Raw genomic sequence first — 26,612 nt, 5'->3', positions numbered from 1 at the left:
GGGTAAGAAAAGTCTCGGAGGCGGGGCGGGGGCGGAGGTGAGGGCGCCGGGTGCGCCGTGGCTTCCCGGGGGCCGGGAAGGGGAGGCCTCGCGCCGGTGACCCCCGCGGGCCGCAACGTCAGACGTACGGCGGACGCCCGTCACTTCCCGTGCGGTGCCAGCAGGGATCGCACCAGCGCCCGCACGGCCGTCAGGAACAGCCGTTCCGTGTCCACCGGGCGGGCCAGCGCCCGGGCCAGCGCGGGATCGGTCCCGGCGCTCCCGGCCCGCCACAGCTCCCGCTCGTCCGGGTGCTGTGCCGGAGCCCGCTCGCGGTTGCGCTCCACCAGCACGTGCCCGACGACCTGGAACTGCACGGCCCGGACGAACTCGGCGGCCCGGGCTCCGCGCAGCCCCGCCGCCTGGGCCTCGCGCACCAGGACCTGCTGGGCCGGCAGGAACATCCGCTCGGTCAGGCCGCGCTCGTGCACCAGGGCCACCAGATGCGGATGGTCCCGGAGCTGGCACCGCAGGGCGCACGCGACGGACAGCACGCGCTGCTCCGGGGTGCGCCCGGCCGGCCGGATCTCGCCGAGGCCGGCCACGGTCCGCTCCACGAGCGCGTCGAGCAGCGCCTCGCGGCCCCCGACGTGCCAGTAGATCGACGTCACCGCCGTGCCCAGCTCGGCGGCGAGCCTGCGCATGGTCAGCGCGTCCGGGCCGTGCCGGCGCACCAGCCCGGCGGCGGCCTCCAGCACCGCCTCCCGGGTCAGTCCGCCCCTCGCCCCGCTCGCCATGATCCCCCCAACTCCCATCGGCGCACGTGTATTTACCCCGAGCCCGGTCTGCTGTAACTGTGTTACAGGTGACGGTCCGTCAGGAGAAGGGCGGTACGGCGATGACACGCGTACGGTACGGCGCGCGGACCGAGCGGGAGATCGCGGCCACGCGCACCGCGAGCGCACGGCTCCCCGGTGTCTGGTCCACCGGGGTGGTGGCGGTCTGGGAGACCGACCCGGACGCGGTCGCGGCGGTCCTGCCGCCCCCGCTCAAGCCCGCGGCACGGCCCCTGGTGCGGGTGACCATCAGCAAGGTCGAGCTGCCCGGCTACCCGCTCGGCGCCGGCTCCTTCGCGGTCGCCGCAGCCCACGGCGAGACCGACGGCTGGTACCCGCTGGTGATGCCGATGAGCCACGAGCGCGCCCTCACCGGCGGCCGTGAGGTCTTCGGGGAACCCAAGAAGCTCGGCGAGGTCACCGTCGAGCGCGACGGCCTCGTCGTACGGGCGGCACTGGCGCGGCACGGCATCGCCTTCGTGGAGGTGCGCGGGGCGGTGAGCGGCCCGCTGCCCCTGCCCGAGCCCGCCCGCAGGACCGACTTCTACTTCAAGTGCCTCCCCGCGGTGGACGGCCACGGCTTCGACGGCGACCCCGTCCTCGTCCACTGCGTGCGCCACGAGAAGGTGCGCCGGCTGGAACGGATCACCGGGGACGTCGTCCTGCGGGAGTCGATGTACGACCCCGTCGCCGACCTTCCGGTCCGGGACCTGCTGGAGATCACCGTCGGCGAGAAGACCAGTGACCAGCATGGCCGGGCCGTGGAACGCGTGGACCCCCACGCCTTGTTGCCCTACCTCCACCAGCGCTACGACGACCCGCTGCAGGTCCTCGACGCGCCGCCCGAGGGGAGCGCGTGATGCCCCGCCCGCCCGGGGGACGGCCCCCGGCGCACCGACGGGGAGCCGGGCCGGCCCGGACCACGCGAGGAGGGGAGTGACCGTGGAGCTGCGGGCGGGACAGGTCGCCGTCGTCACCGGGGCGGCGAGCGGGATCGGGCTGGCGATGGCCCGGCGGTTCGCGGCCGAGGGCCTGAAGGTCGTCCTCGCCGACGTGGAGGAGCCGGCACTCGGCAAGGCCGCGGCGGACCTGCGCGCCGAGGGCGCCGACGTGCACGCGCGCGTGGTCGACGTCGGCGAACGCGACCAGGTCGTGGCACTGGCCGAGGCGGCGTACGACACCTACGGCGCCGTGCACGTCCTGTGCAACAACGCGGGCGTGGGCTCCGGCGCCGAGGGCCGCATGTGGGAACACGACCCGAACGACTGGAAGTGGGCCTTCGCCGTCAACGTGTGGGGCGTCTTCCACGGCGTCCAGGCGTTCGTACCCAGGATGATCAAGTCGGGTCAACCCGGTCATGTGGTCAACACGTCCTCCGCCGACGGCGGTGTCGCGCCCCTCCCGACCGCCTCCGTGTACGCGGTCACCAAGGCGGCCGTCGTCACCCTGACCGAGTCCCTCTACGCCCACCTCAGGGCGGAGCACACGCGCGTGGGCGCCTCCGTCCTCTTCCCGGGCCCCCACATGCTGCGCACCGGGCTGTGGGAGTCGCACCGCAACCGCCCCGCCCGCTATGCCAAGCGACGCCCGCGCAGGACCCCCTACCGCAGCCTCGACCAGTGGGAGGCCGCGATGCGCGCGGCCGGCCGGGAGGTCCGCTTCACACCCGTCGAGGAGGTCGCCGGCCTCGTCGTGGACGGCATCCGGCAGGACCGCTTCTGGCTGCTGCCGGAGAGCGAGCACAGCGACGCGCAGATCCGCGCGCGGTCCCGGTCGATGCTGGAGCGCGCGAACCCGTCGTACCTCGAACCCTTCGTCCTGGACTGAACCGAGAGGAGGCCCTGGTGAGCGCACACGACGACCCGTACCTGATCATCTCCTCCGACTGTCACGCCGGGCTGCCCACCGAGCGGTACCGGCCGTATCTGGAGTCCCGTTTCCACCGGGACTTCGACGAGTTCCTCGCGGGCCGCGACCGGCGGCGCGAGGAGATGACCCGGCTGGGCGTCCGCAACGAGGCGTTCGCCGACCGGTGGTTCCGCGAGAACGAGGAGGGCCTGCGCGGCGGCTGGGACACCGCGCAGCGGCTGAAGGAACTGGACGGCGACGGGGTGGCCGCCGAGGTCGTCTTCCCGGACGCCGACGCCGTGGACAGCCGGACCGCCGCGCCCTTCGGCGTGGGCCTCGGCCTCTCCGGAGACCAGGACCCCGAGCTGGGGATGGCGGGCGCGCAGGCCCACAACCGCTGGCTCGCGGAGTTCGTCTCCGAGCACCCCGAACGGCACTGCGGAGTCGCCCTGCTGCCCGTCACGGCCCCCGTCGACCGGGTCGTCGCCGAGATCCGCCGGGCGCGGGAGTCCGGCCTCGGCGCCCTGATGATCCCCGCGATGTGGGCGGGGCAGGAGCCGTACCACGACCGCCGGTACGACCCGGTGTGGGCGGCGGCGGCCGAGTGCGGCATGCCGGTACTCACCCACTCCGGCGCCGCCCCGCGCCACGAGTACGGCGACCACCTCGGCATCTACGTCTCCGAGGTCACCTGGTGGCCGGCCCGCCCGCTGTGGTTCCTGCTCTGGTCCGGTGTCTTCGAACGCCACCCGGGGCTGCGCTTCGGCGTCGCCGAGTCGGGCTGCTGGTGGCTGCCCAACCTGCTGTGGTTCATGGACCGCCTCTACCTCGGCGCACACGGCGGCAAGAAGCTCTCCCCGTTCGAGGAACTCAGGCGCCCGCCGCACGAGTACCTGGACCGGCAGATCTTCGTCTGCGCCACCAACACCAAGCGGCGCGAACTGGCCCAGCGTTACGAGATCGGCGTCGACAACATCCTCTGGGGCAGCGACTTCCCGCACCCCGAGGGCACCTGGCCCGACACGCGCGCGTGGCTGCGCCGCACCTTCCACGACATCCCGGTCGCCGAGACCCGCCGCATGCTGGGCCTCGCCGCGGCCGAGGTCTTCGGCTTCGACACCGGGAAGCTGGCGCCGCTCGCCCGCCGCATCGGCCCCACGCCCGCCGGCCTCGGCCAGCCCGCCGACCAGGCGGCCGTGGAGGCGTCCTGGGCACGCTCGCGCGAGAGCGGCCGGCACTGGCTGACGGACGGCGACTTCCCGCTCCTGGGACCCGACCACGACTTCCCCCTCCCGGAGGCGACCCGATGAGCGAGGACCGCTACACGGTGATCTCGGCCGACTGCCACGCCGGCGCCGACCTGCTCGACTACAAGCCGTACCTGGCCGAGCGCCACCACGACGACTTCGACGTCTGGGCCGCCACCTACGTCAACCCCCACGAGGACCTCCTCGCCGACTCCGCCGACCGGAACTGGAACTCCGAGCGGCGCCTCGCAGAGATGGAGGCGGACGGAATCGTCGCGGAGGTGATCTTCCCGAACACCATCCCGCCGTTCTTCCCGTCCGGCTCGCTCATGGCCCCGCCCCCGGACGCGGAGGACTTCCGGCGGCGCTGGGCCGGCCTGCGCGCCCACAACCGGTGGCTCGCTGACTTCTGCGCGGCGGCGCCGGGCCGCCGCGCCGGCGTCTTCCAGATCCTCCTCGGGGACGTGGAGGAGGCCGTCAAGGAGATCCGGTGGGCCGCCTCGGCGGGCCTGCGGGGCGGCCTGATGCTGCCCGGCACCCCGCCCGGCTCCGGCCTGCCCGAGCTGTACTCGCGGACCTACGACCCGATCTGGGCCGCCTGCGCGGAACTCGGCCTCCCCGTCAACCACCACGCCGGCTCCGCGTCCCCGCCGCTCGGCGAGGAACCGGCCGCACGCGCGGTCTTCATGGTGGAGACGACCTGGTTCTCCCACCGCGCCCTGTGGCACCTGGTCTTCGGCGGCGCCTTCCGCCGCCACCCGGACCTCAGGCTGGTCCTCACCGAACAGGGCTCCGGCTGGATCCCCGGGGTCCTGGACATGCTGGACTACTACCACGGCCGCATGGTCGCCACGGCCGCCCGGAGCGACACCGCGGAGGCGAAGTTCGGCGTCGGCCTGGCCGCGGGCATGGGCCGGCCACCCTCCCGGGTCTGGCGGGACAACTGCTACGTCGGCGCCAGCTTCATGCGCCCCCACGAGGTGCCGCTGCGCGACCGCATCGGCGTCGACAAGATCATGTGGGGGAGCGACTATCCGCACGACGAGGGCACCCACCCGTACACCCGCGAAGCCCTGCGGTTCTCCTACGCGGGCGTCCCGCGCGCGGAGGTCGCCGCCATGGTCGGCGGCAACGCCGCCCGGGTCTACGGCTTCGACCTCGCCCTCCTGGACCCCGTCGCGGCGAAGGTCGGCCCCACGGTGGCCGAGATCGCCGAGCCCCTGACGGAACCGCCGGCCGACGCCACCAGCCCGGTGTTCGCCCGGGGAGCCTCGGTCAGGGTGTGGTGAGAGCGGGGCGGCGGCGCCACGGGGCCGGCGGAGCGCCGATGTCGGTACGGCGGCCGTGACCGCCGGGGTGGGATCCTCCCTGCTGTGACGGAACCCACCCACGACGAGTCTCACGGCGGCGCGCTCGGTTCCCGGCTCAACTGGCTCCGGGCGGCCGTGCTGGGCGCGAACGACGGCATCGTCTCCACCGCGGGACTGGTCGTCGGCGTGGCCGGGGCGACCGAGAGCCGGGCCGCCCTGCTCACCGCGGGACTGGCCGGCCTGCTCGCCGGGTCGATGTCCATGGCGGCCGGCGAATACGTCTCCGTCTCCACCCAGCGCGACTCCGAGATGGCGGCCCTGGCCGTGGAGAGACGGGAACTGCGCGAGCAGCCGGAGGCCGAACTGCGCGAGCTGACCGAGCTGCTCGCGGAGCGCGGCCTGTCCCGCGAGGTGGCCCGCGAGGCCGCCGAACAGCTCACCGCGCGGGACGCGCTGAAGGCCCACGCGCGCGTGGAGCTGGGCATCGACCCGGACCAGCTGACCGACCCCTGGCACGCGGCATGGGCGAGCTTCCTGGCCTTCACCGTGGGCGCGCTGCTCCCCCTGCTGGCCATCGTCCTGCCCCCGCCCGGCCCGCGCCTCCCGGTCACCGTCCTCTCGGTCCTCGCCGCCCTCGTCGTCACCGGCTGGACATCCGCCCGCCTCGGCGCGGCGGATCCGAGGCGGGCGGTGCTGCGGAACATGGCGGGCGGGGCCCTGGCGATGGGAGTGACGTACGCGGCGGGGACCCTGCTGGGGGCGGCGGGGGTCTGACCGCGTCGAGCCGAGCCCCGGCCGCGCGGGACACCCTGGCCGCGCGGGCCACGGCGGGCGCGGCGTACCGTGAAGTGCGCTCGCCACCCCTGAGCGCGTCGGACGATCTCGCACACCCCGCACGAGAAGGACCCCCGCCATGCGCGCCACCACCATCCACGCCCCGTACGACATGCGCGTGGAGGACGTGCCCGAGCCCGTCGTGCAGCTGCCGACCGACGCCGTCGTGCGGGTGCTGCGAGCCTGCATCTGCGGCAGCGACCTGTGGGCCTACCGCGGCGAGGCGGCCCGTCAGCCCGGGCAGCGGATCGGGCACGAGTTCCTCGGTGTCGTGGAGGAGACCGGCTCCGAGGTGAGCACCCTCCGCCGCGGTGACCTGGTGGTCGCCCCCTTCATGTGGTCCGACGGCGTCTGCGACTACTGCCGCGAGGGCCTGACCACGTCCTGCGAGCACGGCGGCTTCTGGGGCACCGTCGGCCACGACGGCGGCCAGGGCGAGGCCGTCCGCGTCCCGTTCGCCGACGGCACCCTGGTGCAGCTGCCCAAGGACGCCGCCTCCGACGACCACCTGCTGTCCGCCCTGCTGACCCTGTCCGACGTCCTCGGCACGGGTCACCACGCCGCCCTCGGCGCGGGCGTCCGGCCCGGCGCCACGGTCGCGGTCGTCGGCGACGGCGCGGTCGGGCTGTGCGCCGTACTGGCCGCCAAGCGGCTCGGCGCCGAGCGGATCATCGCCCTGGGCCGGCACGAGGCGCGTACCGGCATCGCGCGCCGGTTCGGCGCCACCGACGTCGTCGCCGAGCGCGGGGAGGCGGCCGTCGAGGCCGTTCGCGAGCTGACCCGCGGGCAGGGGGCGCACGCCGTCGTCGAGGCGGTCGGCACCGAGCAGTCCATGCGGACGGCCGTCGACATCACCCGCGACGGCGGCGCCATCGGCTTCGTGGGCGTCCCCCACGGCAGCGGCACCGGCCTGGACCTCGGGGTGATGTTCGACCGCAACATCGCCCTGCGCGGCGGCGTCGCCCCGGTCCGCGCCTACATCCCCGAGCTGCTGCCCGACGTCCTCGACGGCACGGTCGACCCGTCCCCGGTCTTCGACATGACCGTCGACATCGAGGGCGTCCCGGCCGGCTACAAGGCCATGGACGGGCGCACGGCGCTCAAGGTGATGGTGACCAACGGCTGACGGCCGTCACCGCCACTTCGCCGGGTCCGAGCCCCACGGCACAGGAGGCCGCTCCCAGCCGGTGGGGCCGCCGGTGAAGGACACGGGCGGGCGCGCGTGCCGCAGCCGGCCGAGCGCGCTGTCCGTCTCGGCCAGCCAGGTGCCGGGACCCGGGTGGGGCACCCCCTCGGCCGGGTCCGGCCCGATGCCGGCCGTGAGCCAGAGGGCCGTCCGGGCCAGCGCCGCCCGGACCAGCCGGCTCCCGCCCTCGTCCGACCGCTCGGTGACCGCCCGCAGCACGGCTGCCGCCAGGAGGTAGCCGGTGCCGTGGTCCAGGGCCTGCGCGGGCAGCGCCCCCGGCTCACCCGCCGAGCCCTCGGTCACCGCGATGCCGGTGGCGACCTGGACCAGGCTGTCGAAGCCGCGCCGCCCGCCCCACGGTCCGTACGCGCCCCACGCCGACACCTGCGCCACGACCAGGCCGGGGCGCCGCGCGGCCAGCGCCTCGGGGGAGAGCCCGAACCGGTCGAGGGCGCCCGGCCGGTAGCCGGTCACCACGACGTCGGCCGTGCTCAGGAGTTCCTCGAAGGCTTCCCGGTCGCCGGGCAGGCCGAGGGTGGCGGACCGCTTGCCGAAGCCCGTGTCGGCGTGCTGGTCCGGCAGCTCCGGCAGCCACGGGGCGTCCAGCCGCAGCACCTCCGCGCCCAGCAGGGCGAGGGTGCGGGTGGCGACCGGGCCCGCCAGCACCCGGGTCAGGTCCAGGACGCGCAGCCCTGCCGCGGGCAGCAGGACGGCGGCACCGGGATCGAGCGGGGGGAGCGCGTGCGTGCGTACGGCGTCCAGCCGCTCCCGCTCGACCAGCGGACGCGCCGCCACCTCGGCCGCCTGAGCGTGCGCCCGCCACCGCGCGGGCGTGCGCAGGGCCACGGCGAGGCCCCCGGCCCGCTGGACGGTCTCCTCCGTCTCCAGGGCGGAGCCCTCGGCGAGCCGGCCGGCCACCTGCTCCGCCGTGGCGTCCCGCGCCAGCCCCAGCGCGTCCAGCAGCCGGGCGCGGTGGTGCGGGTAGTTGGCGTGCGTGCGCACCCAGCCGTCGGCCGTGCGCCAGAACCGCGACAGCGGCGCGAAGACGTCCGGTGTCCGGCCGTCGACCGTCAGGAGCCGTTCGCTGTGGAAGGCCGCGGCCACCGCGCCGTCGTCCACGGTGACCGCAGGCACCTCGGCGAGCCCGGCCCGCCGCGCGCCCAGTTCGGCGGCGGCCAGCGCGCACGCTCCCACGCACGCGCGTGCCAGCTCCCTGACCGGCAGCCGCGCGCCGAGGACGTCCCGGCGCACGACGGCCGAGACACGCGGCAGCAGTCCCGGGTCGCCGCCCAGGGCCTTCCAGGCGTCATTGATTGCAGTCATTACTTCACTATGCAGTATTGATTCAATCAATCTTGTGTTCAATACCGCATAGTGAAGCGCCCCCTGCTTGACCGCCCGCGGTGGGTCTACTTGACCGCGCGCAGTGCGTTGACGACCCCGAAGCCGTAGAACCCGTTGACCCGCTTGCCGCCGGCGCAGGTCGCGTCCACGACCCCGTCGCCGTTACCGTCGTACGGCTCGGCCGGGCAGCCCGGGTTGTCCGCCTCCGCCTTCAGCAGCGCCTGGAGCTGGGCCGGAGTGGCGTGCGGGTGGGACGACTTGAGCAGCGCGGCCACGGCGGCGACGTGCGGCGAGGCCATCGAGGTGCCCTGCAGGAAGCCGTACTGGCCGTTCGGCAGCGTGGACAGGATGCGGCCGTTCTTCGACGGCGTGTCCGGGATCTGGTACTTGTCGCCGCCCGGGCCCGCCACGTCGACCACACCCCGGCCGTAGCTGGAGTAGTACGACTTGGTGCCCTTCACGCCCACCGCGCTCACCGTCACCACACCCGGCAGCTGGGTCGGCACGTCGAAGCACTCGTGCGGGTCGACCGTGCGGGTCGTGGGCGTCGCGTCGTCGGGGCTGGACGCGTCGGTGAGCGCGTCGGCGTCCAGGTCGTCGTTGGAGTTGCCCGCCGAGGCGACGTTGAGCGTGCCCTTGTCCTGGGCGTACAGCTGAGCCCTGTTGACCGCGTCAACGATGGCGCGCTGATCGGGGTCGTCCATGCAGTTGTACAGCCACGGATCAACGTAGTAGCTGTTGTTCGTGATCTCGATGCCGTGGTCCGCGGCGAACACGAAGGCGCAGACCACGCTCTCCGGGTAGAACAGCGAGGTCGCGTCCGGCTGGGCCACGGTGATGCTCGCGACCTTCACGCCCGGCGCCACACCCGCCACGCCTATGCCGTTGCGGGCCGCGGCTATCTCGCCCGCCACGTGGGTGCCGTGGTAGTGGTCGGCGTCCGCCGGCCGCCACGCGCCGTACGTCGTGTCCGCCTTGCCGCTCACGCAGCTCGCCGACTGGGAGGCCGAGAAGTTCGGCGCGATGTCCGGGTGGGTGTCGTCGACGCCCGTGTCGATGACGCCGACCGTGACGTGGCGGCTGCCCGGATCGATCGTCGCGGCCTTGTCGGCGCCGATCGCCCGCAGATCCCACTGGTCGGCCTCCAGCGGCTCCTCGCCCGCCGCGGCGCCCCGGGAGACCTTCGCGGCCTCCGCCTTCGACAGGACCTGCACCGCGCCCTCGTCCGTCGTGCCCGCCGCCGTCAGCGGAGCGGTGCGCGTGGCGCCCGCCGACTGCACGCCGCGTACGGCACGCATCCGCGGGCCGAAGTCGGGGTTCGCGGAGTGGACGACGATGACCCCGATCCGGTCGTAACTCGCCACGACCGTGCCGCCGTTGCGCGTGATCGCACGCTGCACCGACTCGATCGTGCGATGGTCCGTCCTGGTGTTGACCACGTACGCGAGGCCGGGGCCGTCCGCCGCTCGTGCCGCCGTGGCCGCCGGGGTCGCCGCCGAGGCCGCCGTGGGAAGGAAACCGAGCGCGGCGGTCAGTGACAGCGCGACCGGCACGGCGAGCGCGAGCCGACGTCTGGAGCGCAGATGAGCCATGGGATCTCCACATCATCCGGATACGGAACCGCCCGAGACGCAGGTGGTGCTCGGGCAGGTACATGACGGGTGGTGCAGGGCGAAGCTATCTCCCGGGGCTGATCTCCGAAAGAGCCAGGCGGACTTGAACCGCTCCGGCCGTCGCGCCGTGACCGTGAACGGGGGGCCCATCAGGATCGAGGCCCGCCGGACATCACGGCAGGGAGTCGGCCGATGACTCCCTGTAATGTGACCCCGTCCCTGTGAGATCAGGAAGCGCACGTCCGTGACGCGAGGAGACTCCGTGGCTACCGAGACACCGCCGCCCGCGAAACCCCAGGCCCACCTTCCCTCCACCGAGGAGTTCACCGAGGTGCAGCAGAGCGCGGAGTTCGGTGAACTGCGCCGCGCCCACCGCTCCTTCGCCTTCCCGCTGACGGTCGCCTTCATCGCCTGGTACCTGCTGTACGTCCTGCTGTCCAACTACGCGGGCGGCTTCATGGGCACCAAGGTGGCCGGCAACGTCAACGTCGCCCTCGTCCTGGGCCTCGCCCAGTTCCTCACCACGTTCCTCATCGCCTGGTGGTACGCGCGGCACGCCGCCGCCAAGCTCGACCCGAAGGCCGAAGCCATCAAGTCCCGGATGGAGGGCGGAGCATGAGCCCCGCGCAGCACACCCTGCTCGCCGCCGGCGAGGCGAGCGAGCACCGGACGCTGATCATCACCCTGTTCGCGGTGTTCGTCGCCGCGACGCTCGTCATCACCGTCTGGGCCGGCCGCCAGACCAAGGACGCCGCGGACTTCTACGCCGGCGGACGGCAGTTCACCGGCTTCCAGAACGGCCTCGCGGTCTCCGGCGACTACATGTCGGCCGCGTCCTTCCTCGGCATCGCCGGCGCCATCGCCCTCTTCGGCTACGACGGCTTCCTGTACTCCATCGGCTTCCTCGTCGCCTGGCTCGTCGCCCTGCTCCTGGTCGCCGAGCCGCTGCGCAACTCCGGCCGCTACACGATGGGCGACGTGCTGGCCTACCGGATGCGCCAGCGCCCCGTCCGCACCGCCGCCGGCACCTCCACGATCGTGGTGTCGATCTTCTACCTGCTGGCCCAAATGGCGGGCGCCGGCGTTCTCGTCTCCCTGCTCCTCGGCATCACCAGCGACGGCGGCAAGATCGGCATCGTCGCCCTGGTCGGCGTCCTGATGATCGTGTACGTCACCATCGGCGGCATGAAGGGCACCACCTGGGTCCAGATGGTCAAGGCGGTGCTGCTGATCATCGGCGCCCTGCTGCTGACCTTCCTGGTGCTGCTCAAGTTCGACTTCAACATCTCGGACCTGCTCGGCAGGGCCGCCGACAGCAGCGGCAAGGGCAGCGCGTTCCTGGAGCCCGGACTGAAGTACGGCGCCACCGGCACCACCAAGCTGGACTTCCTCTCGCTCGGCATCGCCCTGGTCCTCGGGACCGCCGGTCTGCCGCACATCCTGATCCGCTTCTACACGGTGCCCACCGCCAAGGCCGCCCGTAAGTCCGTGATCTGGGCGATCGGCCTGATCGGCGCCTTCTACCTGATGACCCTCGCCCTCGGCTTCGGTGCGGCCGCGCTGATCAAACCCGAGGAGATCATCGCCTCCAACAAGGCGGGCAACACGGCCGCGCCACTGCTGGCGCTGCATCTGGGCGGTGTCGACTCCGACTGGGGAGCCGTCCTGCTCGCCACCATCTCGGCGGTCGCCTTCGCCACGATCCTCGCGGTGGTCGCCGGCCTCACCCTGGCCTCGTCGTCCTCGTTCGCGCACGACATCTACGCGAACGTCATCAAGAGGGGCCGCGCCACCGAGAAGCAGGAGGTGGGCGCGGCCCGCTGGGCGACCGTCGGAATCGGCGCGGTCTCGATCGTGCTCGGCGCCCTGGCCCGCGACCTGAACGTGGCCGGCCTGGTCGCCCTCGCCTTCGCGGTGGCCGCCTCCGCCAACCTGCCGACCATCCTCTACAGCCTGTTCTGGAAGCGGTTCACCACCACGGGCGCCCTGTGGTCGATCTACGGCGGCCTGGTCACCGCGGTCGGCCTGGTGCTGTTCTCCCCGGTGGTCTCCGGAAAGCCGACCTCGATGTTCCCCGACGTCGACTTCCACTGGTTCCCGCTGGAGAACCCCGGCATCATCTCCATCCCCGTGGGATTCCTGCTCGGTGTCGTGGGCACCCTGCTGTCCAAGGAGGCCCCGGACACCGGTAAGTACGCGGAGCTGGAGGTGCGGTCCCTGACCGGCACCGGAGCGCACTGAGGTTCCTCCGGACGGCCGCGCCGGCCAGGACTGTACGGTCCTACGACGCGGCCGTGACGGACCTCGTGGGATCGGGCCGCTGTCGATGTCGGTGCGGTCACGTAGGCTCGCAGGTGACAGAGGACGTACACCTGACCGAACATGAGTGATCGGAAGAGGGAGGGGGCCCACGTGCTCATCGACACCTATGGCCGAGTGGCCACCGACCTGCGGGTCTCACTCACCGACCGCTGCAATCTGCGCTGCACCTACTGCATGCCCGAGGAAGGCCTGCAGTGGCTGGCCAAGCCCGATCTCCTGACCGACGACGAGATCGTCCGCCTGATCGACGTCGCGGTCCGGACGCTGGGCATCGAGGAGGTCCGCTTCACCGGCGGCGAGCCCCTGCTCCGCCCGGGCCTGGTCGGCATCGTCGAGCGCGTCGCGGCCCTCGAACCCCGCCCCCAGATGTCCCTCACCACCAACGGGATCGGCCTCAAGCGCACCGCGCCGGCCCTGAAGGCGGCGGGCCTGGACCGGGTCAACGTCTCCCTGGACACCCTCCGCCCGGACGTCTTCAAGACCCTCACCCGGCGCGACCGCCACAAGGACGTGCTGGAGGGCCTGACCGCCGCCCGCGAAGCCGGCCTGACCCCCGTCAAGGTCAACTCGGTCCTGATGCCGGGCCTGAACGACGACGAGGCCCCCGACCTGCTCGCCTGGGCGGTCGAGCACGACTACGAACTGCGTTTCATCGAGCAGATGCCCCTGGACGCCCAGCACGGCTGGAAGCGCGAGGGCATGGTCACCGCCGGGGACATCCTCGCCTCCCTGCGCACCCGCTTCGAGCTCACCGCCGAGGGCGCCGACGCGCGTGGCTCGGCACCGGCGGAGCGCTGGCTGGTGGACGGCGGCCCGCACCGGGTCGGCGTGATCGCCTCGGTCACCCGGCCGTTCTGCGCGGCCTGCGACCGCACCCGCCTCACCGCCGACGGCCAGATACGCACCTGTCTGTTCGCCACCGAGGAGACCGACCTCCGCGCCGCCCTGCGGTCCGGAGCACCGGACGAGGAGATCGCCCGCATCTGGCGGCTGGCGATGTGGGGCAAGAAGGCGGGCGCCGGCCTGGACGACCCGTCGTTCGTGCAGCCGGACCGCCCGATGTCGGCGATCGGTGGCTGACCCGCTCGGGAGCACTGGGGCTAGCCCTCTTCGGAAGCCTGCCAGTCCTCGAACTTCACGACGTCCTTCAGGAACCCCCGCACGCCGAGGAACTGTGAGAGATGCTCGCGGTGCTCGTCGCAGGCGAGCCACGTCTTGCGCCGCTCCGGCGTGTGGATCTTCGGGTTGTTCCACGCCAGCACCCACACGGCGTCGGCACGGCAGCCCTTCGCGGAGCAGATCGGGGTCTCGTCACTCACGGCTTCGTCTCGGGTTCGTCTCTCGGTCGGGCTGAAAGGGTCGTAAACAGGGCGACGCCGGGCAGCCACGGGGGGAGCTGCCCGGCGTCGGTCCGTCGCTCCGACGGGGGATGCGGAGCGCGTACGCAGTATGTCACGGGTACCCCACCGCCCGGCACCGGAACAGCAGGATTGATCTGAGGTTTTCTTGAGCTTGACGGGGGGCCGCATTCCGCTTCGGCGGCTCAGACCGGGTCGGGGCGCTCACCGCGGACCCCGGCCGCCTCGCTCGCCGGCACGTCCTCCGGCACGTCCTCTGGCGCGGACTCCCGCACCGGCTCCGCCTGCTCCTCGTCGGCCCGCGACGGCGCGATCATCGGTCGCGTCGGCGCGACGACGAACGTCGACGGCAGCGACGGCGGCCTCTCCCGGCCCGCGTTGGCGATCACGACGGCGATATAGGGGAGCGCCGCACCGAGCACGAGCGCGACGATGGCGACGTACCGCTCGACGTTCCACAGCGTGACGGCGAGGATCACCGACAGGGTACGGACCGTCATCGAGATCACGTACCGCCGCTGGCGTCCCCGGACGTCCTCGGCGAGACCGGTCCGGGCACCGGTGATCCGGAACACCTGGCCGCTGCCGCCGTGCTGTTTCCGCATCACATTCCCACCATCCGCCCGCATGGGACTCTCCCCGGCCCGTCTCCTCGTCCCCATGCGGCGAGGAGCCGCGGGGACACCTCCACGTTACGCCGCGCACCCGCCGCCTTCGAGACCGGGTCACGCCCGGCCTGCGAAGACGCCTCGGGCCGTGCCGCGTACGGGGGAACCCGACATGCGCCGTACGGCGGACCGAACCACACTGGCCGTAATGCTCACGTCGAGCCGTACGAGGAGGCAGCCATGGGCTGGTTGTGGGCGATCATCGTGGGATTCGTGCTGGGCCTCATCGCCAAGGCGATCATTCCGGGCAAGCAGCACAGCCCGCTGTGGCTGACCACCATCTGCGGCATGCTGGGCGCGATCGTGGGCAACGCGGTCGCCCGCGCGGTCGGCGTGGAGGCGACCCGCGGCATCGACTGGAGCCGGCACATCTTCCAGCTGGTGGCCGCGATCATCATCGTCGCGGCCGTGGACGCGCTGTACATGGCGACGCTGGGCAAGAAGAAGCAGCAGCGGGCCTGAACGCGGGCCCGCCCGCGAGACCCGCACCCTAGGGGGCGCGGGAGACCGCCCGAGGAACCACGGCGAACGCCGCGGTCCCCCGGACCGCCCACACCTCTGCTGGTCCCCCGGACCGCCCGCACCTCTGCGGCGCTCAGGCGCCGGTGACCTCCACGGCGGCCAGATTCTTCTTTCCGCGCCGCAGCACCAGCCACCGTCCGTGCAGCAGCTCCTCGGCCGCCGGGACGGCGTCCTCCGCGGTGATCTTCGCGTTGTTCACGTAGGCACCGCCCTCCTTCACCGTGCGCCGGGCGGCGGACTTGCTGGCCACCAGCCCGACCTCGGCGAACAGGTGGACCACCGGGGAGAGCTCGGCGACCTGGATGTGCGGGACCTCGGACAGCGCCGCGGCCAGCGTCTTCTCGTCCAGCTCCGTCAGCTCGCCCTGGCCGAACAGCGCCTTGGAGGCGGCGATCACCGCGGCCGTCTGGCCGGCGCCGTGCACCAGCGTCGTCAGCTCCTCGGCGAGCGCCCGCTGCGCCGCCCGCGCCTGCGGACGCTCGTGCGTCTGCCGCTCCAGCTCCTCGATCTCCTCACGGGACCGGAAGCTGAAGATGCGCAGGAACTTGGAGACGTCCCGGTCGTCCGCGTTGACCCAGAACTGGTAGAACGCGTACGGCGTGGTCATCTCCGGGTCGAGCCACACCGTGCCGGACTCGGTCTTGCCGAACTTGGTGCCGTCCGCCTTGGTGATCAGCGGCGTGCCCAGCGCGTGCACGACGGCCTCCGGCTCGGCCCGGTGGATCAGGTCCGTGCCCGAGGTGAGGTTGCCCCACTGGTCGCTGCCGCCGGTCTGCAGGGTGCAGCCGTGGCGCCGGTACAGCTCCAGGAAGTCCATGCCCTGCAGGATCTGGTAGCTGAACTCGGTGTAGCTGATGCCCGCGTCGGAGTTGAGCCGCCGGGAGACGGCCTCCTTGGCGATCATCTTGTTGACCCGGAAGTGCTTGCCGATGTCCCGCAGGAACTCGATGGCGGACAGGCCCTGGGTCCAGTCCAGGTTGTTGACCATCACCGCGGCGTTGGGCCCGTCGAAGTGGAGCAGCGGCTCGATCTGGGCACGCAGCCGCTCCACCCACCCCGCCACGACCTCGGGCGCGTTCAGCGTGCGCTCAGCCGTGGGCTTGGGGTCGCCGATGAGACCCGTGGCACCGCCGACCAGCGCCAGCGGACGGTTGCCCGCCTCCTGGATGCGGCGCATCGTCAGGATCTGCACGAGGTTGCCGAGGTGCAGACTGGGCGCGGTCGGGTCGAAACCGCAATAGAACGTGACGGGGCCGTCCGCGAACGCCTTGCGCAGTGCGTCCTCGTCCGTGGAGAGGGCGATGAGCCCCCGCCACTTCAGCTCGTCGACGATGTCCGTCACGGTTCTCGTGTCTCCTCGGTGGATCTTCGGGCGGTCGGGTGACAGCCGACTACGAGGTTATACGCCCTGACTGACAGAGCTCATATTGAAATCCGGGATCCGCAGCGCGGGCATCGCGGCCCGGGTGAACCAGTCGCTCCACTCGCGCGGCAGCGTCTTCTCCGTCCGCCCGGCCTCCGTGGCCCGGCCCAGCAGGTCCACCGGCGACTCATTGAACCGGAAGTTGTTCACCTGCCCGGTCACCTCGCCGTTCTCGACGAGGTAGACGCCGTCCCGGGTCAGGCCCGTCAGCAGCAGGGTCGCCGGGTCGACCTCGCGGATGTACCACAGGCAGGTCAGCAGCAGCCCGCGCTCGGTGTCCGCGACCATCTCCTCGAGAGAGCGGTCGCCGCCGCCGTCCAGGATGAGGTTCCCCAGGGCGGGCGCGACCGGGAGCCCGGTCAGGGCCGCGCTGTGCCGCGTGGTCGTCAGGTGCTTGAGCACACCCTCGCCGATCCACTCGGTGGCGTGCGCGGGCAGCCCGTTGTCGAACACCGACTGGTCGCCGCCCGAGGAGTGGGCGATCACGAACGGCGGGCACTCCAGTCCCGGCTCGTCCGGGTCACTGCGCAGGGTCAGCGGCAGCCCGCTCAGCCTTTCGCCGAACCGGGTGCCGCCGCCCGGCTTGGAGAACACCGTCCGGCCCTCGGCCGCGTCCCGGCCCGACGCCGACCACAGCTGGTAGATCAGCAGGTCCGCGACCGCGGTGGGCGGCAGCAGCGTCTCGTAGCGGCCCGCGGGCAGCTCCACGCGCCGCTCCGCCCAGCCGAGCCGCACGGCCAGCTCGGCGTCCAGCGCGCCCGGGTCGACGTCCTTGAAGTCCCGGGTGGACCGGCCGGCCCACGCCGAGCGCGTGCGGTCCGGGGACTTGGCGTTCAGCTCCAGCGTGCCGGTGGGCTGGTCGTGCCGCAGGCGCAGTCCGGTGGACGTCCCGACGTACGTGGACACCAGCTCGTGGTTGGCGAAGCCGTACAGCTCCCGGCCGCCGGCACGCGCGCGTGCGAAGGCCTCGCCGAGCGCCGGGGCGAAGTCGGCGAACACGGCGGAGGAGGTCTCGGCGGGCGCGTCGGTGAAGTCCGGGCTCTGCGGCACCCCGTCGACCAGCGGCTGCGCGTCCTCGGCGGGTCCGGCGCCGCGCGCGGCGGCCTCGGCGGCCCGCACCAGCGGTTCGAGCTCCTCCGCGGTGACCGCGGACCGGGACACGACGCCGGAGGCGGTGCCCTCCTTGCCGTCCATGGTCGCGATCACGGTGAGCGTACGGCCCCGGGTCACACCGTTGGTGGTGAGCGCGTTGCCCGCCCAGCGCAGGTTGGCGGTGGAGTGCTCGTCGGCGATGACGACACAGCCGTCGGCGCGGGACAGCGCCAGCGCCTGCTCGACGACCTCGTGCGGCTTGTTGGTGCGGGCGCTCATCGACCGGCCTCCTGCGTGGTGTTGAGGATGTTGACGCCCTTGAAGAGGGCGGAGGGGCACCCGTGGGACACGGCGGCCACCTGGCCCGGCTGGGCCTTGCCGCAGTTGAAGGCCCCGCCGAGGACATAGGTCCCCGGTCCGCCCACGGCGGCCATGGAGCCCCAGAAGTCGGTGGTCGTGGCCTGGTAGGCGACGTCCTTGAGCTGCCCGGTGATCCGCCCGTTCTCGATCTTGAAGAAGCGCTGGCCGGTGAACTGGAAGTTGTACCTCTGCATGTCGATCGACCAGGACCGGTCGCCGACGACGTAGATGCCCCGGTCGACCCCGCCGATCAGGTCCTCGGTGGACAGCCCGGCCGGATCCGGCCGGAGCGAGACGTTGGCCATGCGCTGCACCGGCACATGGCCGGGGGAGTCGGCGTACGCGCACCCGTTGGACCGCTCGAACCCGGTCAGCCGCGCGATGCGCCGGTCCAGCTGGTAGCCCACCAGCCTGCCGTCCTTCACCAGGTCCCAGGACTGCGCCGCGACGCCCTCGTCGTCGTAGCCGATGGTCGCGAGCCCGTGCTCGGCGGTGCGGTCACCGGTGACGTTCATCAGCTCGGAGCCGTACTTGAGCTTGCCCAGCTGGTCGAAGGTGGCGAAGGAGGTGCCGGCGTAGGCGGCCTCGTAGCCGAGGGCGCGGTCCAGCTCGGTGGCGTGGCCGATGGACTCGTGGATGGTCAGCCACAGGTTGGACGGGTCGACCACCAGGTCGTACAGGCCCGGCTGCACGCTCGGCGCGCGCATCTTCTCGGCGAGCAGCTCCGGGATCCGCTCCAGCTCGCCGTCCCAGTCCCAGCCGGTGCCCGTCAGGTACTCCCAGCCGCGCCCCACCGGCGGCGCGATGGTGCGCATGGAGTCGAACTCGCCGCTCGACTCGTCGACCGACACGGCCGTCAGCTGCGGATGCAGCCGCACCCGCTGCTGGGTGGTCACCGTTCCGGCGGTGTCCGCGTAGAACTTGTTCTCGTGCACGGTGAGCAGCGAGGCGTCGACATGGCTGACGCCGTTCGCGGCCAGCAGCCGTGCGCTCCACTCCGCGAGCAGCGCGGCCTTCTCGTCGCCGGGCACCGAGAAGGGATCGATCTCGTACGAGGAGATCCACGTCCGGTCGGCGTGCACCGGCTCGTCGGCCAGCTCCACCCTCTCGTCCGACCCGGCCGCAGTGATCACCCGCGCGGACAGCTTGGCCATGGCCACCGCCTGCGAGGCGACCCGGGCGGTGGCGTCCATGGTCAGATCCACCCCGGAGGCGAAGCCCCACGTCCCGCCGTGCACGACCCGGACCGCGTACCCGAGGTCGGTGGTGTCCGACGATCCGGCGGGCTTGGCGTCCCGCAGCCGCCAGGACGCGCTGCGCACCCGCTCGAACCGGAAGTCCGCGTGCTCGGCCCCCAGCGCACGTGCCCTGGCGAGCGCGGCGTCGGCGAGGGCCCGCAGCGGAAGCGCGGTGAACGCTTCGTCGATCGAATGAGGCACGGAGGTCTCCCTGCTGTCGTGGCCTGTCCGGCTCCGATCATGGCGCGGGAGCGGGCCGGCGGACCACAGGTTTGGGTACCGGACGGCCTCATTCTGTAGGAATCCGACAGTGACACCCGCGCGCCACTGTCGGTGCCCGCTTCACGCCGCGCAGGGCGGTACCGATAGGTTTTCGATGAAGCCGCCTGTCATCCAGGTGTTCGGGCGGGTGTGTCAGACCGCTATCGAAAGGGTGATCCGTTGAGCCGCTCGGTTCTCGTCACCGGAGGCAACCGGGGCATCGGCCTCGCCATCGCCCGCGCATTCGCCGACGCCGGCGACAAGGTCGCGATCACGTACCGCTCGGGTGAGCCGCCGGCCGGCTTCCTGGCCGTCAAGTGCGACATCACCGACCCGGAGCAGGTGGAGCAGGCCTACAAGGAGATCGAGGACCAGCACGGTCCGGTCGAGGTCCTGATCGCCAACGCCGGCGTCACCAAGGACCAGCTCCTGATGCGCATGTCCGAGGAGGATTTCACCTCGGTCATCGACACCAACCTCACGGGCACCTTCCGTGTCGTCAAGCGCGCCAACCGCGGCATGCTGCGCGCCAAGAAGGGCCGCGTCATCCTGATCTCGTCCGTGGTCGGCCTGCTCGGCTCGGCGGGGCAGGCGAACTACGCCGCCTCGAAGGCCGCCCTGGTCGGCTTCGCGCGTTCCCTCGCCCGTGAGCTGGGCTCGCGCAACCTCACCTTCAACGTCGTCGCGCCCGGCTTCGTCGACACCGACATGACCAAGGCGCTCACCGACGAGCAGCGCCAGAACATCGTGTCTCAGGTGCCGCTCGGCCGTTACGCGCAGCCGGAGGAGATCGCCGCGACGGTGCGGTTCCTCGCCTCGGACGACGCCTCGTACATCACTGGAGCCGTCATTCCCGTTGACGGCGGACTGGGAATGGGTCACTGATCACCATGAGCGGAATTCTCGAGGGCAAGCGCATCCTGGTCACCGGTGTGCTGATGGAGTCGTCCATCGCCTTCCACGTCGCCAAGCTCGCCCAGGAGCAGGGTGCCGAGATCATCCTGACCGCGTTCCCGCGGCCCACGCTGACCGAGCGCATCGCCAAGAAGCTGCCGAAGCCGGCCAAGGTCATCGAGCTGGACGTGACCAACGAGGAGCACCTCGCGCGCCTGGCCGACGTGGTCGGCGAGGAGCTGGGCGGGCTCGACGGCATCGTCCACTCCATCGGCTTCGCCCCGCAGGACGCGCTCGGCGGCAACTTCCTCAACACGCCGTTCGAGTCGGTGGCCACCGCCATGCACGTCTCGGCGTTCTCCCTGAAGTCGCTGACCATGGCCTGCCTGCCGCTGATGCAGAACGGCGGCTCGGTCGTCGGCCTCACCTTCGACGCCCAGTACGCCTGGCCGCAGTACGACTGGATGGGCCCGGCCAAGGCCGCCCTGGAGGCCACCAGCCGCTACATGGCGCGCGACCTGGGCAAGCAGAACATCCGCTGCAACCTCATCTCGGCGGGCCCGATCGGCTCCATGGCCGCCAAGTCCATCCCGGGCTTCGGAGAGCTGGCCTCCGTGTGGGACACCCGCGCTCCGCTGGAGTGGGACCTGAAGGACCCGGAGCCGGCGGGCAAGGGTGTCGTCGCCCTGCTCAGCGACTGGTTCCCGAAGACCACGGGCGAGATCATCCACGTCGACGGCGGTCTGCACGCCATCGGCGCCTGATCCCCGCACGGACCACCGACGCCCCGTTCCCCGCCCCGAGCGGGGAGCGGGGCGTCACCCGTTCGGCTCACCGGCCGGGCCCCCGCCGCGCCGACGGCGCACCCTGGATTACGCCGTCCCCCGCACGTCCCTCCCCAGCCCGGCCGAGGAGGTCCCCTTGTGCGCCTGCCCCGCAGCCTGGCCCCGGTGACCGTGGCCCTGGCCCTCGTCCTGTCGCTGCCGTACGACGCGCTGCCCCACGCGCGCGTGGGCAACGGCGAACCGCCTCCGCCGAGCCGGTTCGGCGCCTCGTGCCGTACGACCGTGCGCGGCTCCCAGGTGGTGACCTACTGCCACAACCCGTATGTCGACATCGACCGCGTACGGCTCCACATCGAGTGCGCCCGCTGGTGGGACATCGACACCGACAGCGCCCCGGTGGACGTCGGGCCCGCCATGACCGTACGGCTCACCGGCCGGTGCTGGAAGGAGATCGGCTCGGTCTGGATCAGCCACCAGAAGGCGCGCTGAACCGGCCCCGATCGCACAGGAACGGATAGCTCGCGGCCTCCGCGGCCGCCGCCTCCGCGTCGCCCGCGCGGATCGCGTCGACCAGACGCGTGTGGTCCATGTGCGTCTCCGGGTTCAGCTCCGCCCCGACGTCCGCGCGCAGCCAGTCCCGCAGCACCTCGCCCAGGTCGGCGTACATCGCCGTCATCACGTCGTTGTGCGAGGCGGCCACCACCGCCATGTGGAAGGTGGCGTCCGCCGCCACGAAGGGCTCGGCATCGCCGGTCCGCCACGCCTCCTCGCGCCGCGCCAGCAGCGTGTCCAGCTGCCTGAGGTCCTTCTCGGTGCGCCGCTCGGCGGCCAGCTTCGCCGCGGCCGACTCCAGCGTGGAACGCAGCTCGGCGATGTGCCGGGGGTCCGCGTCGGCGAAGCGGCGGTGCATCACGCCGGCCAGCTCGCTCGTGGCCACGACGTACGTGCCCGAGCCCTGGCGGATGTCCAGCAGGCCGTTGTGTGCGAGCGCGCGGACGGCCTCACGGACGGTGTTGCGGGCGACACCGAGCTGATCGACCAGCTCCGGTTCGGTCGGGATACGGGAACCGACCGGCCACTCGCCGGAGGTGATCTGGTTGCGCAGTTCGGCGATGACCTGCTCGGACAGCGCCGAACGGCGCGGGTGGCTCAAAGGCATGGCACACCTTCGCACGGAAGACCCGGGCGCGGAGACGCCGGGAATGGACAGACAATCATCCCATGATTCTATGATGTGCCTCATGGCTAGTGAGGAAACCCGGACAGTGGAGACCCGTACGGCGATGTCACCGACCGAACGCGGTAGGACCGCCGGTACCAGAGCGTCCGAGACGACCGCCGGCGTGGGCCGCACGCGCGCGTGGGCCACCCGGCTGGTGGTCGTCGGCATCGTGCTGTCCGCACTGAACCTCCGTCCGGCCATCACGAGCCTCGGCGCGCTCCTGGAGGAGGTCCGCGACGGGCTCGGCATGAGCGGCAGCGTGGCCGGGGTGCTCACCTCGGTGCCCCCGCTCTGCTTCGCCGTCTTCGGGGTCACCGCGCCCCGCCTGGCCCGCCGCTTCGGACCGGCCGCCGTGGTGTGCGCCGGCATGGCCGCCATCACCGCCGGCCTGCTCATACGCCCGTACGTCGGCGGCACGGCCGGATTCCTGGCCGCCAGCGCCCTCGCCCTGATGGGCATCGCCGTCAGCAACGTGCTGATGCCCGTCATCGTCAAGCGCTGGTTCCCCGACCGGGTCGGCTCCATGACCGGCCTGTACTCGATGGCCCTCGCCGCCGGCACCTCACTCGCCGCCGCGGTGACCGTCCCCCTGACCGACGCCCTGGGCGGCGGCTGGCAGGCCGGCCTCGCCGTGTGGGCGGCCATCGCCGCCGCCGCCGTCCTGCCCTGGCTGCCGCTGGTCCGGGACCGCGGCACCGCCGCCGTCCAGCCGCAGGGCCCCGCGCGCGGGGCCGCGGAACAGCATGCCCCGCTGCGCATGGCCCGCAGCCGCACCGCCTGGGCACTCGCCGTCTTCTTCGGCCTCCAGGCCACGGCCGCCTACATCACGATGGGCTGGATGCCGCAGATCTTCCGGGACGCGGGCGTCCCGGCCGGCACCGCGGGGGTGCTGCTCGCCGTCACCATGGTGATGGGCGTGCCGCTCGCCTTCGTGATCCCGCGGGTCGCCACGCGGCTGCCCCACCAGGGCCCGATCGTGCTGGTCCTGGGCGCCTGCGGCCTCGCCGGATACGCCGGGCTGTATCTCGCCCCGGCCGACGGCGCCTGGGCCTGGGCCGTGCTGCTCGGCGTCTCCAACTGCGCCTTCCCGCTCGCCCTGACGATGGTCGGCATGCGGGCCCGCAGCGGCCCCGGCGTGGTCCAGCTGTCCGCCTTCGCCCAGAGCACCGGCTATCTGCTCTCCATCCCCGGCCCGCTGCTGGTCGGCGTGCTCTACCAGCAGAGCGGCGGCTGGGGCGTGCCGATCGCGCTCATGGCGGCCCTGATGGTGCCGCAGATGGCGGTGGGCTTCCTGGCGGGCCGCGACCGCACGGTCGAGGACGAGGCGACGCGCTGAACCGCCGCCGGGTGCCCCCGGCGGCGCCGGACGCGGGCGGGGTGCGAGACTGGGCGCATGCAGCCTGTGCTCGACCCGAACCCGAAGAACGGCCAGAAGAAGATGCTGCTCGTCTTCGGCGCGTTCCTCGCCATCTTCGTGATCATCGCCATCGTGGCGACCATCGCGTCCCCCTGACGGCGGCCTCTCCCGGTTCCGCGGACCCCGGGTTCCCCGTGCCACCGGTTCGCCCGGTTCGCCTGTTTCACCCGGCGGATGGTGGGGCTGGCCCCACCATCCCCTAGGGGGCCAGGGTCAGGGTCAACTGGGTGGAACTCCGGATGGGTTGGCGGCCCCGGATTCCGTAGCTTCGAGATGTGACCGCACCAGCCGGTCACGGACGAGCTCGAAGACCCACGGAGGCGACCATGCCGGCCCGCACCCACCCCCTGCCCCACCCGGCGACCACGGGCGGCGTCGACATCCGGCTGCCCTGGTGGGCGCTGGCCCTGCCCACCCTCGCCTTCATCGTGCTGCTCGCGCTGATACTCAACCCGTCGGACGCCCACGCGGCGAGCGGCGACCCGGCGATCGCCCGTCTCCTGGAGCGCGCCCAGCAGCTCCTCGCGCGCTGACGGCAAGCCCCCTCGCGCGGTGAATCCGCATGTCAACTCCCTGCGCCGGGTGGCCTGTTTCATGCGAAGCTGGATGCCATGAGCGTCGCAGAACCCCGCAGGATCGTCCTCTTCCGGCATGCGAAAGCCGACTGGCCCCAGGTCCCCGACCACGAGCGCCCGCTCGCAGAGCGGGGCCGCACGGACGCCGCAGTCGCCGGACGCAAGCTGGCCGACACCGGCATCGCCTTCGACCTGGCCCTGTGCTCCACGTCGACCCGCACCCGGGAGACCTGGAAGCTCGCCGTCCACGAGCTGGCGCACCGGCCGAAAACCGTCTACGAGGAGCGGGTCTACGAGGCCTCGCCCGGCGAGCTGATCGCCGTGCTCAACGAGCTCCCCGACGACGTGCGGAGCGTGATCCTGATCGGCCACAACCCCGGCGTGCACGGCCTGGCCGACATCCTGGCCGGCTCGGCCGACGGCGACGCCCGGGAACGGATGAACCGGCGGGGCTTCCCCGCCGCCGGCTTCGCCGTGCTGTCCTTCGAGGGCCCCTGGAAGGGCGTCGAGCCCGGCGCGGCCGAGCTCACGGACTACTGGGCCCCCTCCGAGTGACCCGGCGCTGACCCGGTCAGCCGACGACGCGGGGCCCGGCACCCCCGGGGGGTACCGGGCCCCCACGACGGCCGGAAGGAGCCGCCCGGCCTCCGTCGTGCGTGCCGGGCCGGTCCCGATCAGCCCTCGTCGTGCGTGTCGGCGGCCTCGACCTCTTCCCGGGTGACGCCGAGGAGGTACAGGACGGTGTCGAGGAAGGGGAAGTTCACCGCCGTGTGCGCCGCCTCCCGCACCACCGGCTTGGCGTTGAAGGCCACGCCCAGACCCGCGGCGTTCAGCATGTCCAGGTCATTGGCGCCGTCACCGATCGCCACGGTCTGTGCCAGCGGCACCCCGGCCTCCGCGGCGAACCGGCGCAGCAACCGCGCTTTGCCCGCCCGGTCCACGATCTCGCCGGTCACCCGGCCGGTCAGCTTGCCGTCGACGATCTCCAGCGTGTTGGCCTGCGCGAAGTCCAGGCCCAGCCGCTCCTGCAGATCGTCGGTGACCTGCGTGAACCCACCCGAGACGACACCCACTTGGTAGCCGAGCCGCTTCAGGGTGCGGATCAGGGTACGCGCGCCCGGCGTCAGCCGGACCTGCTCCCGCACCTTGTCCACCACCGACGCGTCCAGCCCCTTCAGCAGCGCCACGCGCGCGTGCAGAGACTGCTCGAAGTCCAGCTCCCCGCGCATCGCCGCCGCCGTCACCTCGGCGACCTGGTCCTCACAGCCGGCGTGCGCGGCGAACAGCTCGATGACCTCGTCCTGGATCAGGGTCGAGTCCACGTCCATGACCACCAGCCGCTGGGCCCGCCGGTGCAGTCCCGCCGAGACGACGGCGATGTCGACACCCAGTGCCGCGGCGTCGGAGGCCAGGGCCGTGCGCAGCGGCTCGGTCTCCACGCCCGACACCGCGAACTCCACCGCCGTCACCGGATACTTGGCGAGCCGGAAGATACGGTCGATGTTGCCCCCGGCCTTCGCGATCCGGGCGGCGACCGCGGCCGTCGACTCGGCGGTGAGCGGATGGCCGAGGACGGTCACCAGGGAGCGCCCGAGGCCGCGCGGGCGGTTGTCGCCGTGCCCCGAGATGATCTCCGCCTGCATCTTCATCGACTCGGCCCAGCTGTGCACGGTGGCCCGCAGGTCACCCTCCAGGCCGGCCGGCGGCTGGGTGACCAGCACGCACAGCACCAGGCGGCCCCGGGTGACGACCTGCTCGATGTCGACCACGTCGACGAGGAAGGCCGCGAGGGTGTCGAAGAGACCCGCCGTGATGCCCGGCCGGTCCCTGCCGAAGATCTTGACGAGGAGGGTGGGGACCTCGGAGGTCCCCGAAGCGGGAGTCCCCGAAGCGGGAGTCCCCGAAACGGGAGTCTGCGAAGCGGGAGTCTGCGAAGCGCTCATGGTGTCACCACCGTATCCGGCACCCAGTGCCGCACGCCCGCGAGGTCCGCCTGACGGACACGGAACAATGAGTGGCGGGCCGGTGTCAGGAACCTTGCCGCCGGGAATCGGTACCGCGCGCGTGCGGCGGGTGGCGCCCCGGCTTCACCACGAGCGTGCCACGCCGGGCCGCCGACGGCGATCCACGCAGGCCAGGGGCCCGGGCGACGCCACGATCACGCAGGCCGTACGGTCGCGAGCCCCGGCCTCCGGCCGTACGCCCCGCTCCCTGCGCCCGCCCCCTGCCCATGCGCCCTGGTCTCTCGTGCCGCGCACTTCGGCGGCGCACCTCGCCG

The 26,612-nt window shown here is 72.5% G+C and carries 27 protein-coding genes; 17 read left to right on the top strand and 10 right to left on the bottom strand.

Annotated elements, in window-relative coordinates:
- Positions 1-140 precede the first annotated feature (140 nt).
- Complete coding sequence (locus FHS34_RS32900; protein ID WP_184972317.1) at positions 141-776, bottom strand: TetR/AcrR family transcriptional regulator; 636 nt, start codon at positions 774-776, stop codon at positions 141-143.
- A 101-nt stretch (positions 777-877) separates the two neighbouring features.
- On the opposite strand from FHS34_RS32900, the gene FHS34_RS32895 reads away from it, so the two are divergent.
- The 6 genes from FHS34_RS32895 to FHS34_RS32870 all read left to right on the top strand — a co-directional run bounded on the left by FHS34_RS32895 (position 878) and on the right by FHS34_RS32870 (position 7,180).
- Positions 878-1,675, top strand: a complete 798-nt coding sequence (locus FHS34_RS32895) for an acetoacetate decarboxylase family protein (protein WP_184972674.1) — start codon at positions 878-880, stop codon at positions 1,673-1,675.
- A gap of 82 nt (positions 1,676-1,757) precedes the next feature.
- Complete coding sequence (locus FHS34_RS32890; protein WP_184972672.1) at positions 1,758-2,642, top strand: SDR family NAD(P)-dependent oxidoreductase; 885 nt, start codon at positions 1,758-1,760, stop codon at positions 2,640-2,642.
- A gap of 17 nt (positions 2,643-2,659) precedes the next feature.
- Positions 2,660-3,973, top strand: coding sequence for an amidohydrolase family protein (locus FHS34_RS32885; RefSeq protein ID WP_184972315.1), 1,314 nt, complete (start codon positions 2,660-2,662; stop codon positions 3,971-3,973).
- A complete protein-coding gene (locus FHS34_RS32880; protein ID WP_184972313.1) occupies positions 3,970-5,199 on the top strand; it encodes an amidohydrolase family protein in 1,230 nt (409 codons plus the stop codon). The genes FHS34_RS32885 and FHS34_RS32880 overlap by 4 nt, the downstream gene beginning before the upstream one ends.
- Positions 5,200-5,283: 84 nt before the next feature.
- On the top strand, positions 5,284-5,994 hold the full coding sequence (locus FHS34_RS32875) for a VIT1/CCC1 transporter family protein (protein ID WP_184972312.1): 711 nt from the start codon (positions 5,284-5,286) through the stop codon (positions 5,992-5,994).
- A 139-nt stretch (positions 5,995-6,133) separates the two neighbouring features.
- Positions 6,134-7,180 (top strand): zinc-dependent alcohol dehydrogenase family protein, encoded by a 1,047-nt coding sequence (locus FHS34_RS32870; protein WP_184972310.1) that lies wholly within the window; start codon positions 6,134-6,136, stop codon positions 7,178-7,180.
- 6 nt (positions 7,181-7,186) lie between these two features.
- Here the strand turns inward: FHS34_RS32870 and FHS34_RS32865 are convergent, their stop codons facing one another.
- Together FHS34_RS32865 and FHS34_RS32860 are read right to left on the bottom strand one after the other, a co-directional pair.
- Positions 7,187-8,563, bottom strand: coding sequence for a CoA transferase (locus tag FHS34_RS32865; protein ID WP_184972308.1), 1,377 nt, complete (start codon positions 8,561-8,563; stop codon positions 7,187-7,189).
- Between the two features lie 86 nt (positions 8,564-8,649).
- Positions 8,650-10,176 (bottom strand): S8 family peptidase, encoded by a 1,527-nt coding sequence (locus FHS34_RS32860; RefSeq protein WP_184972306.1) that lies wholly within the window; start codon positions 10,174-10,176, stop codon positions 8,650-8,652.
- Positions 10,177-10,459: 283 nt separating this feature from the next.
- Between FHS34_RS32860 and FHS34_RS32855 the strand changes: the two genes are divergently transcribed.
- The 3 genes from FHS34_RS32855 (at position 10,460) to moaA (ending at position 13,599) form a co-directional block, all read left to right on the top strand.
- A complete protein-coding gene (locus tag FHS34_RS32855) occupies positions 10,460-10,816 on the top strand; it encodes a DUF485 domain-containing protein (protein ID WP_184972304.1) in 357 nt (118 codons plus the stop codon).
- The gene (locus FHS34_RS32850) at positions 10,813-12,438 is read left to right on the top strand and encodes a monocarboxylic acid transporter (RefSeq protein WP_184972301.1); all 1,626 of its coding nucleotides are present in this window, start codon (positions 10,813-10,815) and stop codon (positions 12,436-12,438) included. Before FHS34_RS32855 ends, FHS34_RS32850 begins: the two co-directional genes overlap by 4 nt.
- A 171-nt stretch (positions 12,439-12,609) precedes the next feature.
- On the top strand, positions 12,610-13,599 hold the full coding sequence (moaA, locus tag FHS34_RS32845; protein ID WP_225817751.1) for a GTP 3',8-cyclase MoaA: 990 nt from the start codon (positions 12,610-12,612) through the stop codon (positions 13,597-13,599).
- Positions 13,600-13,619: 20 nt separating this feature from the next.
- Here moaA and FHS34_RS32840 read toward each other — a convergent pair whose 3' ends face one another.
- Both FHS34_RS32840 and FHS34_RS32835 read right to left on the bottom strand, forming a co-directional pair.
- Positions 13,620-13,838 (bottom strand): hypothetical protein, encoded by a 219-nt coding sequence (locus FHS34_RS32840; protein WP_184972297.1) that lies wholly within the window; start codon positions 13,836-13,838, stop codon positions 13,620-13,622.
- Positions 13,839-14,062: 224 nt separating this feature from the next.
- The gene (locus FHS34_RS32835; protein ID WP_184972295.1) at positions 14,063-14,482 is read right to left on the bottom strand and encodes a DUF3099 domain-containing protein; all 420 of its coding nucleotides are present in this window, start codon (positions 14,480-14,482) and stop codon (positions 14,063-14,065) included.
- A 243-nt stretch (positions 14,483-14,725) separates the two neighbouring features.
- On the opposite strand from FHS34_RS32835, the gene FHS34_RS32830 reads away from it, so the two are divergent.
- On the top strand, positions 14,726-15,007 hold the full coding sequence (locus FHS34_RS32830) for a GlsB/YeaQ/YmgE family stress response membrane protein (RefSeq protein ID WP_184972293.1): 282 nt from the start codon (positions 14,726-14,728) through the stop codon (positions 15,005-15,007).
- Positions 15,008-15,140: 133 nt separating this feature from the next.
- On the opposite strand, the gene tyrS is transcribed toward FHS34_RS32830, so the two are convergent.
- Genes tyrS through FHS34_RS32815 form a run of 3 tightly spaced genes read right to left on the bottom strand, consistent with a single transcriptional unit; the run spans position 15,141 to position 19,381 of the window.
- Complete coding sequence (tyrS, locus tag FHS34_RS32825; protein ID WP_184972291.1) at positions 15,141-16,409, bottom strand: tyrosine--tRNA ligase; 1,269 nt, start codon at positions 16,407-16,409, stop codon at positions 15,141-15,143.
- Positions 16,410-16,466: 57 nt separating this feature from the next.
- On the bottom strand, positions 16,467-17,861 hold the full coding sequence (locus FHS34_RS32820; RefSeq protein ID WP_184972289.1) for a metallopeptidase TldD-related protein: 1,395 nt from the start codon (positions 17,859-17,861) through the stop codon (positions 16,467-16,469).
- Positions 17,858-19,381: a TldD/PmbA family protein gene (locus FHS34_RS32815; protein ID WP_184972287.1), complete on the bottom strand. Its 1,524-nt coding sequence runs from the start codon at positions 19,379-19,381 to the stop codon at positions 17,858-17,860. Before FHS34_RS32815 ends, FHS34_RS32820 begins: the two co-directional genes overlap by 4 nt.
- Before the next feature lie 240 nt (positions 19,382-19,621).
- On the opposite strand from FHS34_RS32815, the gene fabG reads away from it, so the two are divergent.
- The 3 genes from fabG (at position 19,622) to FHS34_RS32800 (ending at position 21,609) form a co-directional block, all read left to right on the top strand.
- Positions 19,622-20,326, top strand: a complete 705-nt coding sequence (gene fabG, locus FHS34_RS32810; RefSeq protein ID WP_184972286.1) for a 3-oxoacyl-[acyl-carrier-protein] reductase — start codon at positions 19,622-19,624, stop codon at positions 20,324-20,326.
- Between the two features lie 5 nt (positions 20,327-20,331).
- Entirely contained in the window at positions 20,332-21,099 is a 768-nt protein-coding gene (fabI, locus tag FHS34_RS32805; RefSeq protein ID WP_184972283.1) for an enoyl-ACP reductase FabI, read from the top strand.
- A gap of 159 nt (positions 21,100-21,258) precedes the next feature.
- The gene (locus tag FHS34_RS32800) at positions 21,259-21,609 is read left to right on the top strand and encodes a hypothetical protein (RefSeq protein WP_184972281.1); all 351 of its coding nucleotides are present in this window, start codon (positions 21,259-21,261) and stop codon (positions 21,607-21,609) included.
- On the opposite strand, the gene FHS34_RS32795 is transcribed toward FHS34_RS32800, so the two are convergent.
- Positions 21,587-22,279, bottom strand: coding sequence for a FadR/GntR family transcriptional regulator (locus tag FHS34_RS32795; protein WP_184972279.1), 693 nt, complete (start codon positions 22,277-22,279; stop codon positions 21,587-21,589). The two genes, FHS34_RS32800 and FHS34_RS32795, sit on opposite strands and share 23 nt — an antisense overlap.
- 82 nt (positions 22,280-22,361) lie before the next feature.
- On the opposite strand from FHS34_RS32795, the gene FHS34_RS32790 reads away from it, so the two are divergent.
- The 4 genes from FHS34_RS32790 (at position 22,362) to FHS34_RS32780 (ending at position 24,889) form a co-directional block, all read left to right on the top strand.
- Positions 22,362-23,678 carry a CynX/NimT family MFS transporter gene (locus FHS34_RS32790; protein WP_372478624.1) on the top strand — a complete coding sequence of 439 codons (1,317 nt, stop codon included), beginning with the start codon at positions 22,362-22,364 and terminating at the stop codon, positions 23,676-23,678.
- A gap of 57 nt (positions 23,679-23,735) precedes the next feature.
- A complete protein-coding gene (locus tag FHS34_RS43560; protein ID WP_263978470.1) occupies positions 23,736-23,855 on the top strand; it encodes an SGM_5486 family transporter-associated protein in 120 nt (39 codons plus the stop codon).
- A gap of 230 nt (positions 23,856-24,085) precedes the next feature.
- On the top strand, positions 24,086-24,292 hold the full coding sequence (locus tag FHS34_RS32785) for a hypothetical protein (protein WP_184972275.1): 207 nt from the start codon (positions 24,086-24,088) through the stop codon (positions 24,290-24,292).
- 78 nt (positions 24,293-24,370) lie between these two features.
- On the top strand, positions 24,371-24,889 hold the full coding sequence (locus FHS34_RS32780) for a SixA phosphatase family protein (RefSeq protein ID WP_184972273.1): 519 nt from the start codon (positions 24,371-24,373) through the stop codon (positions 24,887-24,889).
- A gap of 119 nt (positions 24,890-25,008) precedes the next feature.
- On the opposite strand, the gene serB is transcribed toward FHS34_RS32780, so the two are convergent.
- Positions 25,009-26,277, bottom strand: coding sequence for a phosphoserine phosphatase SerB (gene serB, locus FHS34_RS32775; RefSeq protein WP_184972271.1), 1,269 nt, complete (start codon positions 26,275-26,277; stop codon positions 25,009-25,011).
- Between the last annotated feature and the right edge of the window lie 335 nt (positions 26,278-26,612).

Source organism: Streptomyces echinatus, from assembly GCF_014203595.1.
GTDB lineage: Bacteria > Actinomycetota > Actinomycetes > Streptomycetales > Streptomycetaceae > Streptomyces > Streptomyces echinatus.
Note: the sequence above shows the minus strand (reverse complement) of the source record. Positions and strands in the feature narration are given on the sequence as shown.

Bases quoted from the DNA above. Each gene is read 5' to 3' on its own strand.
- serB (WP_184972271.1), bottom strand. From the start codon at position 26,277: ATGAGCGCTTCGCAGACTCCCGCTTCGCAGACTCCCGTTTCGGGGACT.
- FHS34_RS32835 (WP_184972295.1), bottom strand. From the start codon at position 14,482: ATGCGGAAACAGCACGGCGGCAGCGGCCAGGTGTTCCGGATCACCGGT.
- FHS34_RS32880 (WP_184972313.1), top strand. From the start codon at position 3,970: ATGAGCGAGGACCGCTACACGGTGATCTCGGCCGACTGCCACGCCGGC.
- FHS34_RS43560 (WP_263978470.1), top strand. From the start codon at position 23,736: ATGCAGCCTGTGCTCGACCCGAACCCGAAGAACGGCCAGAAGAAGATG.
- fabI (WP_184972283.1), top strand. From the start codon at position 20,332: ATGAGCGGAATTCTCGAGGGCAAGCGCATCCTGGTCACCGGTGTGCTG.
- FHS34_RS32850 (WP_184972301.1), top strand. From the start codon at position 10,813: ATGAGCCCCGCGCAGCACACCCTGCTCGCCGCCGGCGAGGCGAGCGAG.
- FHS34_RS32900 (WP_184972317.1), bottom strand. From the start codon at position 776: ATGGCGAGCGGGGCGAGGGGCGGACTGACCCGGGAGGCGGTGCTGGAG.
- FHS34_RS32820 (WP_184972289.1), bottom strand. From the start codon at position 17,861: ATGAGCGCCCGCACCAACAAGCCGCACGAGGTCGTCGAGCAGGCGCTG.
- FHS34_RS32790 (WP_372478624.1), top strand. From the start codon at position 22,362: ATGGCTAGTGAGGAAACCCGGACAGTGGAGACCCGTACGGCGATGTCA.
- FHS34_RS32785 (WP_184972275.1), top strand. From the start codon at position 24,086: ATGCCGGCCCGCACCCACCCCCTGCCCCACCCGGCGACCACGGGCGGC.
- FHS34_RS32795 (WP_184972279.1), bottom strand. From the start codon at position 22,279: ATGCCTTTGAGCCACCCGCGCCGTTCGGCGCTGTCCGAGCAGGTCATC.
- FHS34_RS32860 (WP_184972306.1), bottom strand. From the start codon at position 10,176: ATGGCTCATCTGCGCTCCAGACGTCGGCTCGCGCTCGCCGTGCCGGTC.
- FHS34_RS32895 (WP_184972674.1), top strand. From the start codon at position 878: ATGACACGCGTACGGTACGGCGCGCGGACCGAGCGGGAGATCGCGGCC.
- FHS34_RS32870 (WP_184972310.1), top strand. From the start codon at position 6,134: ATGCGCGCCACCACCATCCACGCCCCGTACGACATGCGCGTGGAGGAC.
- FHS34_RS32780 (WP_184972273.1), top strand. From the start codon at position 24,371: ATGAGCGTCGCAGAACCCCGCAGGATCGTCCTCTTCCGGCATGCGAAA.
- FHS34_RS32830 (WP_184972293.1), top strand. From the start codon at position 14,726: ATGGGCTGGTTGTGGGCGATCATCGTGGGATTCGTGCTGGGCCTCATC.
- FHS34_RS32865 (WP_184972308.1), bottom strand. From the start codon at position 8,563: ATGACTGCAATCAATGACGCCTGGAAGGCCCTGGGCGGCGACCCGGGA.